The sequence below is a fragment of the Bdellovibrio bacteriovorus genome (assembly GCF_001592735.1).
In the GTDB taxonomy this organism is placed as follows: Bacteria; Bdellovibrionota; Bdellovibrionia; order Bdellovibrionales; family Bdellovibrionaceae; genus Bdellovibrio; species Bdellovibrio bacteriovorus_D.
The window spans coordinates 367,402-382,353 of sequence record NZ_LUKE01000001.1 but is presented as its reverse complement, the minus strand read 5'-3'; the positions used below and the strand labels follow the sequence as shown (position 1 = coordinate 382,353).

Here is a 14,952-nt window from a genome sequence, read left to right as displayed (position 1 = left end):
TGGAAGAATTTCATTATTTTTCCATAATCATCCCCCTGTTCATTAAATAAAACTCTCTTTAATTTCTAAATTGCCATATAAGGTGTCCTCAAACTTTAAAGAAAGAAATATGGACACACTTGAACGTCTCCGCGTCGTGACCGATATTGATGATTCTCAGTGGCAGGATTTGCTACAGCTGACTTGGTGGGATTATGTCATGGTCCGCTCGGGTAAAAAACAGCTGTCTGAACAGGCCTTGCTGCGCCTTTCTGAATATTTTGACTCTGATCCTCGCGCCGTGATTACGGGGAAAGTCGATTTTCATTCTATACAAATTCAATCAGAAAAAAGCCGGTGGGAAATGCCCGACGCCTACGCCGTGGCTAATTACGGGCGCCGTCGCACCACGATCACTACATTTGAATATATTGAAAGAAATCACGGATGGCGCTTGCGTTACGAAGTTCTGAAACACTTAGGTTTAAGTGAATCTATCCTGACGGATCCTTTTGCTCCGATCAGCATGCAAGTGATCACCGACGCGTTGGCGTACTTGGGGCATCGCCATTTCACCGCGAAGGATTTTTTTGCGATGGGGATGTATTCCTATTCTGGTAACGTGAACACTCTTTTAGGAAGATTTTATTCCGAGTTAGAAACCTCCAAAGAGGTGATCGAACACATGTGGGGCGACTGTCTTAACTTTTATGAAAAGAACTGTCGCTATCGTTTTTTAAAATTGAACGAAGAGGGAGCTTTACTGGAAGTCTCTTCGGACCCGCATGTGGCCCAGGAAATGGAAACGACCCATCTAGGCAATGAATACATCTGTTCTTTAAAGGCGGGGATGATGGCTTCAGCCCCGATGTATCGTGGGGAAGCGCCCGCCAAAGTGATAGAGCGTTGCTGCGTTCATCATGGGGCCCCGGCATGCGTGTTTGAAATTACTTTTGCTAAAGGTGTTTTATATCACGCAGCCAATCTCAATTTTGCATAGGACGAGCCTAGGACCCGTCGCTCATCCCAAATCTGCTGCCAAATTTTAGTTTGCAAAGTGGGTGGCGTCAGGAACTGAGTGGCGTGCATTACAAGGACGGGCTCTTTCACTAAATGAGTCACAAAAATATTCGATAGATCTTTGCCATCCTTGCTTAAAGGCCTGTGGCCCAGTTCTGCAAAAAGCTTTTCGGTCTTAAAGCGAAGAGTTCCCCCGATAAGTACTTCCTTAATACCCTGCTCTTGATAAAGCTGATGGTAAAAGGTGATAAATGCGCTTTTTAGGTGAACGTCCTGTGGACATCGATTTTTGAACTCAGGATCTATGGTCCAAGACCCGAGGTAAGAAAGACCCGTATTGTTTTGGCTGCAGCGCTGAACGATGTCTTTCACGACGCTAATATGTTCGGTGGCGTTCGCACTTTGAACTAGTCCCAGCCCCGGAAAGTTTTGATTGTACTGCAAGCACTTGCTTAAGCTCACCGTTTTATATCCCATGATAGGATTTAAATCGTTATTGATTTTCTTTTCGCACAGTAAAACGTGCGTGGCAAAAAAGTCCGAAGTGTCCACAGGTAAAACGCCTTGGGAGTACCGGCTTTCATAACCGTTCTTTTTTAGGGTCACCATTTTGTTAAATAATTTTTGCACGGCTGGATCACTCCAGTTTTCGATCGGGGACTCTAAGACGACCAGCTGAAATTTTTTAAACGCTTCACTCATTAAGGTTTCTCCTGGATTTTTTCTAGTCTTTAATTTTATCGGACATCTTCCGTAAATAATAAAGAGTTTGATAAAAAAATAGGGAGATTTTATGAACAATAAATATGACGAAAGAATTTTGCGCAGCATCGGAATCTTTACCAAAGAGCAAGTTTATAAATTTAAAAAAACCAAAGTCGCTATCGGGGGCTTGGGACTTGGTGGATCTATTTTCATCAATTTAGTAAGAATGGGATTTGAAAATTTTCATATCGCGGATCCAGATACTTTTGAACGTACAAATATCAATCGTCAGCGTATGGCCAAAGAAACAACCATTGGCATGCGTAAAGACGAATGCTCGGTGGAGGAAGCCCTGGCGATCAATCCCGAAGTGAAGATCAAAGTTTTTAAAGACGGAGTAAAAAAAGAAAACTTAAGCGAATTTCTTGAAGGTGTCGACTGGGTCGTGGATGTGGTGGATCTTTTTGCCATGAATGATAAGCTTGCCTTAAACATGGAGGCTCACAAACGTGGAATCCCGGTAGTGACTTCCGCGACCTTAGGGTTTACGGGGTGCTGTGTGGTTTTTAAAAAAGGCACTCCGTCATTTGCCGAACAGACGGGGATTTCTCCGGATTTGCCGTATGAAGAAAATTTGTCTCGATACTTAAGATTCATTTGTCCTGAAGTTCCTCCTTATATGTGGGGGCAGCTGATCCATGCGATGGATCGTTCTGGGTATATTCCGTTTGTGACTCCCGGAGGGGAGGCCTCGGCGGCGGTGGCGGCTTCGGAGATTGCAAAAAACATCGTGGGCTTGGGCAAAGCCGTGGTGTCGCCACAAGGAATTTTTGTGGATTTAGCCAATGCCTCAACCACCGTTTTTGAAGCCTCCTATAAGGTACGCCTCTTAAACATCCCAAGTGACTTGAAAACAAAAAAGGTCGCTTAATGTTAAAGCCGCGCTTCGTAGAAATTTTAGAGAGTTCTTTGGGGTTAGAAAAAGGCCATCGGATTTTCACCTCGCTTGAAGGCGAAAATCCGGGGGGCTCTATTAAGGACCACATGGTCTTAGGCGAACTTCAGCAGTTGCAAAAACTAAAAAGCGCGGGTTTTAAAGGTGTTTCGGAGGTCAGCGCTGGAAGCACGGCCCTGTCCCTGGCTTATTACAGTCGACAGTTAGGTATGCCTTGCGTGCTATTTGTTCCCATGACCGCTTCAGCAGATATCGTGGCGCGATTGCAGGCGCATGGGGCCGAAGTTCATCAGGAAGATTTGTCTGTGATCTATGAAAAATATGATCAGGTGATGGCGATGCGGCCTGAACTCTTTCGTTTTAATCAGCTTTATGATGAAGGCAAGCGTCGGCATTATCATGCTTTCGGTCATGCCGTGAAAAACACTTTAGGACCTATGGATGCGGTGATCGGTGCCGTGGGCACGGGGCATTCCCTGCGGGGGATCGGTGAGGGAATAGATAAAAATCTTAAAACGATTACGGCGGAGCCGGATGAGTCCCATAAAATCCCCGGGGTTCGTAATATCCTTTTAAACAGATACGGGGATCAAGACACCCTGTCGGCCGCCTATTTTTTACAGAGAATCACGGTGGCAAAGCAAAGTTTGAGTGAATTTAAGTCATTGCGTACAGACAAAGGAGAGATTGAAGTGGGTCTTTCGTTTTCTTTGGTGCTCGCGGCTCTTAAAACGTATCTAGTCGATAAGACTGAACAAAAAATCTTTACCGTCGGTGCGGCAAATAAGTCCGTGAAGTTGTAATCTTTCCTGCTAATCAAAACATTGTTTTATCTGAATTTGTCGCTTATACCCTAAAAAAATCAGGGTGATTAAATGCGCGGTTCGCTAACAGATGAAATATCGAGTGAATTATGGGGAAAGACGTTTGAGGCTATTCCTCACCCGTTGGTTTTTGCGCGCTCGGATGAACGCGTTATCAATATTAATGAAGCAGCCTCGAGACTTTTAAACTTACCCAAAAACCGTGTTATCGGAAAATATTGGAATGATGTTGTACAACTTCTTCCTTATGGAATTTCGCAACTTCTAAGATTTCATAAAACCCGTCTTGAAGTTGACGATGTGGTCCTTATTTCTTTACGTGATTCCCGCGAAGAGCTGTATCTGCAAAGAGTGCTTTCGTTTTTTGCCAATACGCTGAAGTCGCTGGATGGTCCTCCAGATATCGCCTTAAAAGCGGAAGAGTCTTTAAAAGAGGCCGCCCAAGTCGCCGTCAGAGACATCTGTGATTGGTGCCGTATCGATCTTATTCCTGAGTTGAATGTGGGGCCGGGTGTAAGTGCACACATGGATCCTGTGATGACGTACTTATTGCAAGAGTATGTTTCTATTAAACCTGAAAATCCTGATGCCATGTTAAATCCATTGCGAGTCATTCGGTCTGGGTTTGCGGTTTTCCGAGGCCTGGTGGACGTGGAAACTTTAAAGTCTTCGATTTCATCCCATCGAGCCCTTCACCTGTTGCAACATTTGGGTTTTGCATCGTACATCTGCGTGCCTATCCGTCGGGGACTAACCACGATTGGCAGTTTGACTTTGGTACGTTCCGGAAAACGAACACCGTTTGATTCTATGGATCTTTTAATGGCAGAAGAGTATTCCAATAAAGTGGGAATTAATTTAGAGAAAGCTCTTTTATATAAACGCCTTGAAGAACTTAAAAATGAAGCCGAAGCCGCCAATCGCGCTAAGACCCATTTCTTAGCCAACGTGAGCCATGAAATCCGCACACCTCTGGGCGCCGTTTTAGGTTTTGCGGATTTATTGATCGCCGCCCCCTCGGCGCAATTAGATCGCACAGATTGGGCGGATCGTATTCGTACCAACGGTGGGCACCTCTTGCGTTTGATTGACGATATTTTAGATCTATCGAAAGTCGAAGTGGGGCATCTAGATATCAAAATAGAAAAAGTCGATTTGCAAAATCTTTTGCACAATGTGCATGCTTCAATTTGTGATAAGGCCCAAAGCAAAGGACTTTGCCTTGAACTTGTGATCGAAGGTTCGCTGCCTCGTTATATCGCCACGGATGAAACAAGGCTTTCCCAGGTGCTTATCAATGTCTTAGGCAATGCCGTAAAATTCACACCTTCGGGTTTTGTGCGCATGAAAATGGCGCGGCAATTTCCGCGTGAAAACAGAATTATTTTTGAAATCCAAGATTCGGGCGTGGGCATTGCGGCGGATCAGACGTCCTTACTTTTTCAACCCTTCAGTCAGGTTGACATGTCACGCACACGTCAATTCGGCGGAACGGGCTTGGGTTTAGCATTGTCCCGGGGCCTCGCGCGTCACTTAGGCGGAGATCTGGTTTTGAAAGAATCAGATGTCAATGCGGGCAGCACCTTTGTGTTGACCATCACCGCCGAACCTATTGAAGAAGCCGAATTTAAAACGATCGATTCATCGACTTTATCTCCCGAAGCTCAGGAAGAAGATTTAAGTCAGGTCTTACGAGGACGAAAAATTTTGGTGGTTGAGGATTCTAGTGACATTCAAGCTCTTTTAAAAAGAACTTTAGAAGACGCCGGGGCCGTCACGATTTTAGCCAGCAATGGTGAAGAAGGCGTTCAGGCCGCTTTAACTGATTCATTTGATGTGATCTTGATGGATGTCCAAATGCCGATAAAAGACGGGTGTCAAGCGGTGCAAGAGCTGCGCGCGTTGGGATATAAGGGCCTGGTGATCGCTTTAACGGCCAATGCCATGTTAGAGGAGCAAACGCGTTGTTTGTCTTCGGGATTTGACGTGCACATGAGTAAACCCATGCGCCGTCGTGATTTGATTCAACAACTGGGCCGATTGACGGCCCCCCAAACAACTTAAAATCTCAGTGAATGCGATCGTGACCGTTCATTTTTGGTTCATCAAAATCGCTTAAATCTTCTGGATCTTCTTCCATTGAAACTTCGGTGGAAGGTTTCGGTGGTTCGGGTTTTTTGTCCGCTTTTTTCTTAGAAGGTTTCGCGTGAGTCGCTAAATACTCATCGGTTTTCTGTTCAACCTCTTCGATCCCGCCCGGAGTATACTTAAACGAGGCCCCTAATTCGGTGCGTGGACTGTCTTCGGTGGCTTGGCTTTGCAGGCCCCGTAAGGAAGTGTCCATGGCATCTGCGGTGCGATCCATTTGTTCTTTGACGTCGATATCACCTTGCATGAATTCATCTGGTTCGTCTTCAAGGGCTTCAAGGGAACGAGTGTGAGCTCCCATGTTCTCGTCGTCTTCAGCGGAAAGTCCGCGAGCAGTCACATCTTGATCATGCAGAATGTCTTTTTCATCCATGCTGTCCTCGGATGCTTCTCCCCATTTAGTCTGAGTGAATTCTGGAACTTCGACCCGTTCTTTATCTGCAGCCATAACATCCTCCTAGAATGTGTTAGGTCCACAATCATTATAAAAATAAACTCCACCGGCTGAAAGGCCCTATTCACATGTATTTTGAAAGGGATTGTCAGACAGCAACGGGGGCGTTTTGCTTTTTTGTTCAGACCCTTGTGGAGGGTTTGAACAATGGGATAATAAGACGGGTGACTAACTGGAGGTTAGCTATGAAATTTCTCATGTTTCTAGCCGCAGGTCTGTATGTGGCGCATAGAATGGAAAAGCGATTAGAGTCGCAAAAATACTCAAAAAAAATGCGTGAATTACGCGAGTCCACCGACAACCAGGTCGACGAAACTTTGGATGAATCTTTTCCGGCGAGTGACCCGCCGAATTTTTCGCCAGCGGGATATCATCATTAGGAAGATTACGGTTGCGCCGCCGCGACCGCAGCTTCGTTTGTTTCTGAAACGGGGGGTTGCACGCGATCCGTTTGATCTGGTTGATCTGGGCGTGGTGTCGGCACGGGAATATTGCCCATAAACGGTTGTTCGGGATCGATCACTTCGCGGCCTTTTAAAGCTTCTTCCATCAAGCGGGGGTGGTAGTGCATGATCACGCCACCATCTTTAAGAGCGTTGGCCAGTTTTTCAATCACGCCCAAGCCGACAGCGGGGCACCCCCAGCTGTGACCGATACGACCGAAAGGCTGTTTGGTATTTGGATTGATAGATTTGATAAAGTCTTCACCAACGTACCAAGCGCCATGTAAAACGATGTCCCGGTTATAACCTTGATCATTGGAAGTTTGCAGACCATACATCCGCAGGGTGTTGCCGTAATGACCTTGGTAAATTCCTCCTCCAAGATAAATACCCAACGAAGTTTGGCGTGAATCTTTGGTGTTGCTAAAGCGGGAAGCGTAATTCGAACGGCTGGTGCCCACGCCGTGAGAGCTTAAGTACTTATTCACTTCACCAGTCTGGGTGTTGATAAGAAAAAATCTTCTTTCCGTGGAAGGCATGGAAAAATCAACGATGGCGACAAAAGAAGGATTTTCCAACTTCACATCACGAGTGGTCAAGGTGCGTTTGTTTTCTTCGCAAGGACGGATGCTGTTGGGATCTTTACCGGCGCAAGTGTAAACAGACTGAGAAAAGCTACGCCCCTCGTTTTCACCTAAGAATTTTGAAAGTCTATCAACGGCATCAGCGGGGACCCCTTGGGCGACGATTTTTTGAACGACTTGTTCGTTCAGTGCTGCGGCCTGCGCGGAAGTCGCGAAAACAGACAGACTTAAAGAAGCCAAAAGACCAAGAACGCGCATACGATTCTCCTCGTGATAGGGGAATTTATACACTGAACACCAGACTATTTAAACTGTCAGGATTTTCGACAAGAATAAAATGCCCTTGAGGTAACCTTCAAGGGCACTTCGTCTAAAAACTTGGCAATAGGACCTTTTAGGGCTCCATTGTGAGCACATGTTTTTCAGAGGTGATAACTCGGCCAGCAGAGTCTTTAGCGCTGACGTAAAATTCCCAATCACCTGCGGCTAAGAGATTTGAATTCAGACGTATTTTTAACTCGGTGGCGGGAGAGTTTAGCTGAATGGTTTTTTCAATCCCTTCATGGCGCTGATGGAAGGTGATCTCTCCGTTAAAGCCGGAAAGGTTTTTTAAGGTCAGCTCAAAGGAATCCGTGGCATTTTTTGAGGGAACGGGTGCGGTGAGCATAAAGTCTGGCTCGGCCAGATTTCCGGCCGGTTGGCGCCCGCTGAGGGCTTCTTTTTCTACCTGGAAATCAAGGCTCGCATTTAGTATTGGCAAGTCAAAGACCTTGGCTTTAGGCACTTCGTATTTCCAGGTGGTGGCGCCAATGCCTGAAGTATCGTCATAGGAAATACGCCCATAACCACGTTCACCCCAGCTTGTGCCCCAGCTGTTGCGGATGATTAAATAGCGGTCCTTGTCGTTATACCCAATGATGACGATGGCGTGGCCACCGACTAAGCTGTTTGAAACGCGTTTATAAATCCCGCCGCGATAATTCATAAAATCATTGTAAGCGGCCATGGTCGTCACTAACGGACCCCGCTGTAAGGCCTCGCGAATGGCGCTAAGATTGCGAGCATTGTCCGTAGGCAGACTGAAAGACGAAATCTTCACCGCACGCTTGCTGGAGTCACCGCACGCGCGTGAGCACGAAATATCCGAGCCTCCGCTGGACATGTAAGGCAAACAGGATTCATCCGTGACGCCGGTATTTAGCAAAAACTTAGCGGCTTGATTTGGATACCAGCCCTTTTTGCAAACGCCACCCCCGCATGAAAATAGGAACTGAGGTGAAAGTTTATAGGACTTGTTTTGCGTGATTTTATATTGAGCTTCTAGGGTCGCGGTGGCGGCAAATGCCAGGCAGCTGCCACAGGAACCTTGATGGCGAATAGGGGTGAGCCAGCTTTTGCCGTCTTTGTTTCTCCAGTCAATAGATATCGGAGTGGCAAAGGCTTTGATGCCTTCGTCGGGAATTTCAAATTGCACTTCAGGATGAGGCAATAAAGACGAATCCATCATGGCGCGCTTTTCAGCCCATGACAGATCACTGACGGACGTTCGTCCGGCCACCCATTGGCCTTGGGAGTCTTGGATTTTTTTATTTAGAACTTTGATAGAGTCGACTTCGGCCCAAGAGAAAGGTGCAACAAAAAGCAAAAGACACAAAGTGGTTATGAGTCTCACCGGGAACCTCCGAGGTTTGAATACCTTTCGGAGGTCCGGGATCTCATTTTGAGTCTAGATTTGTCCTAGCGAACAGATCTTAAGAAAGCTCTGACATTCAGTGGAGTTTGTTCTTTCACGCCAACACCTGCAGAGATGGCAGCACCGGCTTTAAGTTGATCTACGGACCAACCCATTTTTGTTTCATACGGGCGGTTTAAAGAATTGCGGATGCTTTGTTCGGCTTTATACCACTCATCTTTAGATGATGATTGGTTGCAGCTCGCAAGCTCAGCTCCCGAAGTCGCACCCATACGTTGTTCCACGCAGTGATACGGGTCGAAAGACATCGCGTACAGGCGTTCTACAAAATCTTGATAAGTTAAGTATTGTGTACGGCCATCCGATTTTTTGTAAGACAACTGGCACTCATTCGCGGCGCGATCGTAAGCATTTAGCATGTCACCTACGATATCGTTACCGTCATAGATCACTTTTGCATCACGAGCTTGGTACAGTTTGTACATACGAACGACGTCGCTGTACATTTCTGCCACGGCGGTTTTTAAGCGCGCATCGCGGGATGGAGTTGAGTACTCTTCCCATTCGCCAGATGTTCCATAGATATTGTCGGGCAAACGACCGTTTGGCATCGATTTGCTGTCGATACCTTTGTTGATCGCCGCTTGGACGGAATCAATGCGGTCTTGCATCATCAAACAGATATTTGCGACTTCGGACTGAATCTCTTGAATAGGACGATATTTCACAGCGCCCAAGCTCATGCGTGCCCGAACGACGTCAAGGTAACGTGAAGAAGGTAAGATGCCTTCAGATGTGCTCCATTTAGCTGTTGAGAAACCCCCTGAGTTTGGTTGGTCACCCACGAATTGCTCTAAAGAAAATCCAGGAGAATTGGCGTTAGACGCCGTGACAGTTTTACCGCCAGAAATTCTCACCGGTCTCCAATTTTTAAAGCCACCACCTTGCGCCATGGAACGAGCTTGGAATGCCCCCGTGTAAACAACGCGAGAAACAGAGTTGTCTGGATGAGAATCTAAAAGAATGATTTTTCCTGAATCTTGAATTTTCGCGACGGTCGCGATGTGACCATTTGGATCATAAACCACCGTCCCTGGACGGATGTTTTTACGATTAATAGCCACGTGATAGAAGTCAGAGAATACCCCTGAATCAACATCTAAGCGTGAATCAACACGGAACACGGCAGAGTAAACACTTTCAACCGTTGAACGGACGAATTGGTAACCGTTTGTTCCAGATTTAACGGCGCGACGTTGGGCGATGTAAGTCCCTTTAGCCGCGTATTTGATTTCGCCTTTATCGGAAGGATCACGTTTTTGTGCGGTGACCGCAGCCTGAAACGGAAGTCCGTTATGGAAAGCGAAATAAGAGCGTAATAGGTAAGGAAAGCGACCGCAGTCCGCATACCAAACCATTCCTGCGGGATCTTTATCACGATACCAGTTTCCTTTACCGCTCATACATTTTGGAACAGTGTTGCAACCGGATTCATAGATGCTCTCTACGAATTGAGAAAAACGCGCTTCGTCGGCGTCTGTCCACGCGTCTTGTTTAATAATCCAGGGTTTTCCGCCTTTAACTAAAACGTCTTGGCTCCACCCCTTCATCGGTCCGCTTTGGGTCGGCGAGGTTTGAGTTTGCGTTGGAACTGGCGGGAAGTATTCTTTTTGCTTAGGCTTAAAGATATCAAACAAGCCCGCTTGAGAAGTAGCAGGGATAGTCATCATCATTCCTAAGACGAAGGCACCGGCAATACGTGAACTGGTTTTTTTCATCACACACGTCCTTAATAGTTAAGAGGCATATTAAAAATGTACGGGAAGCGCTTCTACAAGAACCGGGCCACTCCATAAACACTCCCTCATTGATCGCAAGCAGGGAGGGGTGGCCATCAGGCAGACGTTCCTGAAATTATTGCAGAAGGGTTTTAAACTCTTCTTGCGCCAATTTTTGATCAGAAGCAGTGACTTCGTAAGTGCAACCCATAAAGGCGATCTTTTCCAAACGATCTTGGGATACGGACTTGTTTGCTACCAAAGTTTCAATTTTAATGTAGTCTTTTTCGCTGAGCTTCAGGTCAAAAGCCAGATTCAAAGCAAGCAAAGCTTTTTCCAGACGTGCGCTTTCGCTCACTTCAGGACGGGCCGAGTTCATATAATTAACGCACTCATTGCTATTGCTGAAGTCGCCAGCGTATGCGGCGATACTTGAAGTCATTACGAATACAGACACGAGAATTTGTTTTACGTTCATGATTGTTCCTTTGCAAAAACGGCATAGTGCAGGAACTTAAAACCAATTTCCAGTGTCAGTATTTTATACAGTAATTCTTACGAAACTTTGGGCCCATTACAGCGCGAGCTCGTTCGACAGTTCGTTAGTAGCGAACACAAAATATAATAAAAATAGATTTTATTTACTTATGTGCTCTAACATTTAGAGGAAATAAAAATTTCTATTGGAGTTACAAGTGGAAGATCGCAAAGTTGAAGTCATTCGTAAAAAATCACCTCCAAGAAATTGTAGCAAGCAAAGAAAGGCGGAGGTCTCTTTAGAGATTCGGGATTTGATATCTTTGATTCTTAAAAAAATTCTTCAGCACCCCGATAAGCTCAATGTGATCATTGAAGAAGGCCCGGATACCGTCGTTTACGACGTGGACTTCGATCCTTCTGATTTTGGACGACTTGTAGGGTCTAAGGGAAAACATATCAGCGCTCTTCGTGTTATCGTCTTGACGATCAGCGCGACACAAGGGTTTCGCGCCATCGTCCGAATCAAAGATGAAGAGAGATTTTATTAGTTACATACATCCGGCATCGAGTTAAAGATAATCGAAGCGCCGGAGGCCGCCGTCGATGATGTGACGCCATTCGCGGTGCTGGCTGCAAAGGAAGCACATGTCCCCGGAGGAGTACCTGAGGTGTTTCCCTTAATGGTGAGCGAACCACCAGTGGCATTATCGATGACCCCAGCGTGAAGAGCTGCCGTGCACACGTTACTATTTTGTCTATAGTTTCCCACTCCATAGATAGATCCCCCGTACGACACATAGTTCGCGGGACAAGTACAGGTCAGGGTCGCACCTGAAGCCAATGTCGTTGTCGAAGGGCATGTACTAGTCATTAAATTCCAGGTCGCCGCTGCGCCGGTTCCGGCGAGAACTTGGATTCTTCGCAAGCTCACGTTATTAGCGCCTGAAGTCGCGCGCAGCTGTATAAATGATGCGATCGGTAGTGTTCCTGCGGAGTTCGTCCAATCAGTCAGCACCGTCGCACAGGCGCTATCACTGCAAATACGATATTCTGGATTTCCACCTAGGCTTGAATCAGAAAGCGAAATGCTGACACCACTGTGGCCGGAGGTCCGAACAATATTACTTGTATATAAAGTGGATTGGGTGGCACTGCGAACTTCGGTGAAGTTGCCATTATAAGTGACCGTGGTGTCGGTGGCCCCGGTGGTCGCGGAAGCGGTCGTGGTGACACCTCCTACTGAAACAGTCACTGAACAGGCGGCATTTGGGGCCCCTTGGGTGGTAAACGCGATACGGATGAAGGCCATGTTGGGGACCCAGGCAGAGCCATCGGATGTGGTCGAAGAACTATATGTCGTACACGCACTCGTCGCACAGACGCGAGCATACGGGCTGCCACAAGAGGGGGTGTTGAACGTGAACGTGGCCATGCCGCCAGAAAATCCCGTGACTTGTTCAGTTTGGGTGGTGCTTGAGTCCCAGCTATTTCCCGTCGTTTGATTAAAGTTAAAAGTATCAGCAGTGTTATCGACTGGATCAACAACTCGCCAATCCGTACCATTACAGAATTCGATCCGGCTGGTCGCGGTGTTCCACTTAACTTCACCGGCTTTGGTGCAAGGCCCATTGGTGGTACCAGTGGAATCGAAGCGCCAGTAGTAGCCTGCGCGGCAAGAATACATTTCGCCGGAAATGAGCTTCATTCCTCCGGTGCTGGTGCAGGCACCTCCGATGCTGCCGGGGAGTTCCTGCCAATTGGTGCCATCGCAATACATCATTTTTTGAATCGCGGTGGTGGCATTGGAATAATTCGACATGCGAATTTCGCCTGCCTTGCCGGTGGTCGGTAAATCCGTCAACGGAGGAGTGGTCGTGCAATCTGCCTGCACTGATTGAATACTTAAAAAAGAAATAAGCAGAATGAAAAAGCGCATGCTATTTATTTTTCTCCGAAGCCAGTTCTCTGACAAGTTTTTTAAGCTCGGCAATTTCGTTTTTCATTTCTTCGCGGTCTTTCTTTAGTTCATCTACTTGGGCCTGTAAGTTCTTAGTATTGTCTTCACACATCAGGTGCGTTTCTTTGACAGCTTGAATAAGAGGCGAAATCAATGCTTGGTATTTAACACCCTTGTAACCCGTGACCTTGTCGGTGGCGACGGCAAAAGGGAAGATTTTTTCAACCTCTTGGGCAATTAAGCCCATCTCATGTTGGCCATTCGAAATCCAGTTATACTGAACTCCTTCAAGCTGTTTAATCGCTGAATATCCAGGGGCTGGTTCAATATCTTTTTTCAAGCGACGATCAGATGTTGAAATAAAGCTGACCGCTTTTACTGAGCCATTCACTTCGAGCATTTCACTGGGTGCCGTCGTTCCGATACCGACCTTACCGGTGGGATCGACGGTCATGCGAACAAGATTGTCCGTTTGGACAGAAAATAAACCTGCAGAGCCCGAGCGAAGTTTCAATTGGGCATTTCCTCGATTGATGACCAGATTTGCATTGATGTCCATGAAGAGATCGGCAAGGACAGTACCGGCGCCTGTTTCTTCGATTCTCAAACCCGTGGTGGATGAGGTTTGCTTCAGGTGGAGCAAAGTACCGGGCGACGAAGTCCCGATGCCCACGCGCCCCCCAGAGCGATACACATCGGATCCTGACACGGTCCAAGCAGAAGCTCCGGTCGGAAGGACCGAGGCGTCTAATTTACCGGAACTATCCAATTGTGGAATTTGATTGGCTCCGTTACCCACATTGGAGGAATTCACTGGCGTGTAAGACAAGGCCGTGGTGATCATTGAACTTGTCAGCGCCGTACAAGCAAATGAATCCGATGTTGAAACCCAGGTTAAGAACTGCCCGGCGGAACAGGATGTGATCGGCCAGGGAGACGCATTTACGTTATTTACTAAATCTGTATATAACAACTTTGAATAGGTCCATGCGGTGCCGCTGTATCGAAATGTTTGTCCGGTGCCGGAGGCGCCAGAAAGATCGGCTAAGCCAATTGTGCCATCTAAAATTTTCGCGGACGTCACCGAGCTATTGGCAATTGTTGGCGCAGGATACGTGCCCGTAAGATCACCCGATGCGCCTCCCGTTGGAGTGCGCGCATCGGTAAAGCGAGAGTCATTACCCGCAGCTAAAGTTCCCGCAGCCGTTCCGGTTGTCGCGGCAATCGTATAAATCCCGCTGTTGGGAGCAGTCTCGGTCGAAGTGATAGCGCCCGATCCAACAACAGAGTTCACGACACCTGAAGCACCGCCGGTATCGGCAGTACAAGTCAGGGTTCCTAATGCGGTCGAAGTTAAAACATAACCCGTAGCACAAACGGGGACGGCTGATTTTAAAACGAAATCCGCCGCCACATTAGTTCCTAGTCTGGCTGCCGTTGCTGCACTCGTCGCACTTTTGGCAAACGAGGCAAAGGGAACGGAACGAATGACGTTGTCAGGCGTGATCAATCTCCAGGCGGTGCCGTCATAAAATTGCACACGTAATAAACGACCATCATCGGCGACCGGAGTGTAAGTACTGCCGCCTTCACAATCCAAAGGACCTGCGTTGCTAAAAACATCTAAAAGACCCACGGTGGAAACTGTTGGGAAATACTTTGCGCCCGTGCCGATAGGTGTATCAAAGACACCCTTGGAGTTGCGCATGTCTAAGCCATTTTTTTGCTCTCGATAAAGAACGCAGGTGCCCGCCGGATTGGCGATAATAAACTCAAAAGAAACGTTGCTGCTTTCTAAGGGAACCCCGTTAGAATTGATAATACGACCTTGGTAGGTAAAGCTGGGCGGTGATGCCAGGGCCCACTGACTGAGTGTCAGTAGAAACGCAATTCCTATTTGCGTAGGCTTATACATCATTTTATTCCTCCAAA

Annotated in this window: 14 protein-coding genes; 6 read left to right on the top strand and 8 right to left on the bottom strand. The window is 47.0% G+C overall.

Annotation, left to right across the window (positions count from 1 at the left end; translation table 11 throughout):
• Positions 1 to 109 precede the first annotated feature (109 nt).
• Positions 110 to 979, top strand: coding sequence for a hypothetical protein (locus tag AZI86_RS01825; protein WP_061833380.1), 870 nt, complete (start codon positions 110 to 112; stop codon positions 977 to 979).
• On the opposite strand, the gene AZI86_RS01820 is transcribed toward AZI86_RS01825, so the two are convergent.
• Entirely contained in the window at positions 952 to 1,701 is a 750-nt protein-coding gene (locus AZI86_RS01820; protein ID WP_061833379.1) for a hypothetical protein, read from the bottom strand. The genes AZI86_RS01825 and AZI86_RS01820 overlap by 28 nt on opposite strands.
• Positions 1,702 to 1,792: 91 nt before the next feature.
• On the opposite strand from AZI86_RS01820, the gene AZI86_RS01815 reads away from it, so the two are divergent.
• From AZI86_RS01815 to AZI86_RS01805, 3 genes are all read left to right on the top strand, one after another.
• The gene (locus AZI86_RS01815; RefSeq protein ID WP_061833378.1) at positions 1,793 to 2,635 is read left to right on the top strand and encodes a ThiF family adenylyltransferase; all 843 of its coding nucleotides are present in this window, start codon (positions 1,793 to 1,795) and stop codon (positions 2,633 to 2,635) included.
• Complete coding sequence (locus AZI86_RS01810; protein ID WP_061833377.1) at positions 2,635 to 3,462, top strand: PLP-dependent lyase/thiolase; 828 nt, start codon at positions 2,635 to 2,637, stop codon at positions 3,460 to 3,462. Before AZI86_RS01815 ends, AZI86_RS01810 begins: the two co-directional genes overlap by 1 nt.
• A 72-nt stretch (positions 3,463 to 3,534) precedes the next feature.
• A complete protein-coding gene (locus AZI86_RS01805) occupies positions 3,535 to 5,547 on the top strand; it encodes a hybrid sensor histidine kinase/response regulator (RefSeq protein WP_061833376.1) in 2,013 nt (670 codons plus the stop codon).
• Between the two features lie 4 nt (positions 5,548 to 5,551).
• Here the strand turns inward: AZI86_RS01805 and AZI86_RS01800 are convergent, their stop codons facing one another.
• A complete protein-coding gene (locus tag AZI86_RS01800) occupies positions 5,552 to 6,079 on the bottom strand; it encodes a hypothetical protein (protein WP_061833375.1) in 528 nt (175 codons plus the stop codon).
• Between the two features lie 191 nt (positions 6,080 to 6,270).
• On the opposite strand from AZI86_RS01800, the gene AZI86_RS01795 reads away from it, so the two are divergent.
• The gene (locus AZI86_RS01795) at positions 6,271 to 6,465 is read left to right on the top strand and encodes a hypothetical protein (protein ID WP_061833374.1); all 195 of its coding nucleotides are present in this window, start codon (positions 6,271 to 6,273) and stop codon (positions 6,463 to 6,465) included.
• Between the two features lie 5 nt (positions 6,466 to 6,470).
• On the opposite strand, the gene AZI86_RS01790 is transcribed toward AZI86_RS01795, so the two are convergent.
• The 4 genes from AZI86_RS01790 to AZI86_RS01775 all read right to left on the bottom strand — a co-directional run bounded on the left by AZI86_RS01790 (position 6,471) and on the right by AZI86_RS01775 (position 11,061).
• Positions 6,471 to 7,370 (bottom strand): murein L,D-transpeptidase catalytic domain family protein, encoded by a 900-nt coding sequence (locus tag AZI86_RS01790; RefSeq protein ID WP_081111750.1) that lies wholly within the window; start codon positions 7,368 to 7,370, stop codon positions 6,471 to 6,473.
• A 136-nt stretch (positions 7,371 to 7,506) separates the two neighbouring features.
• Positions 7,507 to 8,784, bottom strand: a complete 1,278-nt coding sequence (locus AZI86_RS01785) for a C1 family peptidase (protein ID WP_157684603.1) — start codon at positions 8,782 to 8,784, stop codon at positions 7,507 to 7,509.
• A gap of 65 nt (positions 8,785 to 8,849) precedes the next feature.
• Entirely contained in the window at positions 8,850 to 10,583 is a 1,734-nt protein-coding gene (locus tag AZI86_RS01780; protein ID WP_061833372.1) for a hypothetical protein, read from the bottom strand.
• A gap of 136 nt (positions 10,584 to 10,719) precedes the next feature.
• Positions 10,720 to 11,061 carry a hypothetical protein gene (locus tag AZI86_RS01775; RefSeq protein WP_061833371.1) on the bottom strand — a complete coding sequence of 114 codons (342 nt, stop codon included), beginning with the start codon at positions 11,059 to 11,061 and terminating at the stop codon, positions 10,720 to 10,722.
• Positions 11,062 to 11,278: 217 nt separating this feature from the next.
• Between AZI86_RS01775 and AZI86_RS01770 the strand changes: the two genes are divergently transcribed.
• The gene (locus tag AZI86_RS01770) at positions 11,279 to 11,611 is read left to right on the top strand and encodes a KH domain-containing protein (protein WP_061833370.1); all 333 of its coding nucleotides are present in this window, start codon (positions 11,279 to 11,281) and stop codon (positions 11,609 to 11,611) included.
• Here AZI86_RS01770 and AZI86_RS01765 read toward each other — a convergent pair.
• Positions 11,608 to 12,999 carry an LCCL domain-containing protein gene (locus AZI86_RS01765; RefSeq protein WP_061833369.1) on the bottom strand — a complete coding sequence of 464 codons (1,392 nt, stop codon included), beginning with the start codon at positions 12,997 to 12,999 and terminating at the stop codon, positions 11,608 to 11,610. The two genes, AZI86_RS01770 and AZI86_RS01765, sit on opposite strands and share 4 nt — an antisense overlap.
• A 1-nt stretch (position 13,000) precedes the next feature.
• On the bottom strand, positions 13,001 to 14,938 hold the full coding sequence (locus AZI86_RS01760; RefSeq protein WP_061833368.1) for a tail fiber domain-containing protein: 1,938 nt from the start codon (positions 14,936 to 14,938) through the stop codon (positions 13,001 to 13,003).
• Between the last annotated feature and the right edge of the window lie 14 nt (positions 14,939 to 14,952).

Bases quoted from the DNA above. Each gene is read 5' to 3' on its own strand.
- AZI86_RS01795 (WP_061833374.1), top strand. From the start codon at position 6,271: ATGAAATTTCTCATGTTTCTAGCCGCAGGTCTGTATGTGGCGCATAGA.
- AZI86_RS01825 (WP_061833380.1), top strand. From the start codon at position 110: ATGGACACACTTGAACGTCTCCGCGTCGTGACCGATATTGATGATTCT.
- AZI86_RS01790 (WP_081111750.1), bottom strand. From the start codon at position 7,370: ATGCGCGTTCTTGGTCTTTTGGCTTCTTTAAGTCTGTCTGTTTTCGCG.
- AZI86_RS01760 (WP_061833368.1), bottom strand. From the start codon at position 14,938: ATGATGTATAAGCCTACGCAAATAGGAATTGCGTTTCTACTGACACTC.
- AZI86_RS01805 (WP_061833376.1), top strand. From the start codon at position 3,535: ATGCGCGGTTCGCTAACAGATGAAATATCGAGTGAATTATGGGGAAAG.
- AZI86_RS01775 (WP_061833371.1), bottom strand. From the start codon at position 11,061: ATGAACGTAAAACAAATTCTCGTGTCTGTATTCGTAATGACTTCAAGT.
- AZI86_RS01815 (WP_061833378.1), top strand. From the start codon at position 1,793: ATGAACAATAAATATGACGAAAGAATTTTGCGCAGCATCGGAATCTTT.
- AZI86_RS01765 (WP_061833369.1), bottom strand. From the start codon at position 12,999: ATGCGCTTTTTCATTCTGCTTATTTCTTTTTTAAGTATTCAATCAGTG.
- AZI86_RS01800 (WP_061833375.1), bottom strand. From the start codon at position 6,079: ATGGCTGCAGATAAAGAACGGGTCGAAGTTCCAGAATTCACTCAGACT.
- AZI86_RS01780 (WP_061833372.1), bottom strand. From the start codon at position 10,583: ATGAAAAAAACCAGTTCACGTATTGCCGGTGCCTTCGTCTTAGGAATG.
- AZI86_RS01810 (WP_061833377.1), top strand. From the start codon at position 2,635: ATGTTAAAGCCGCGCTTCGTAGAAATTTTAGAGAGTTCTTTGGGGTTA.
- AZI86_RS01820 (WP_061833379.1), bottom strand. From the start codon at position 1,701: ATGAGTGAAGCGTTTAAAAAATTTCAGCTGGTCGTCTTAGAGTCCCCG.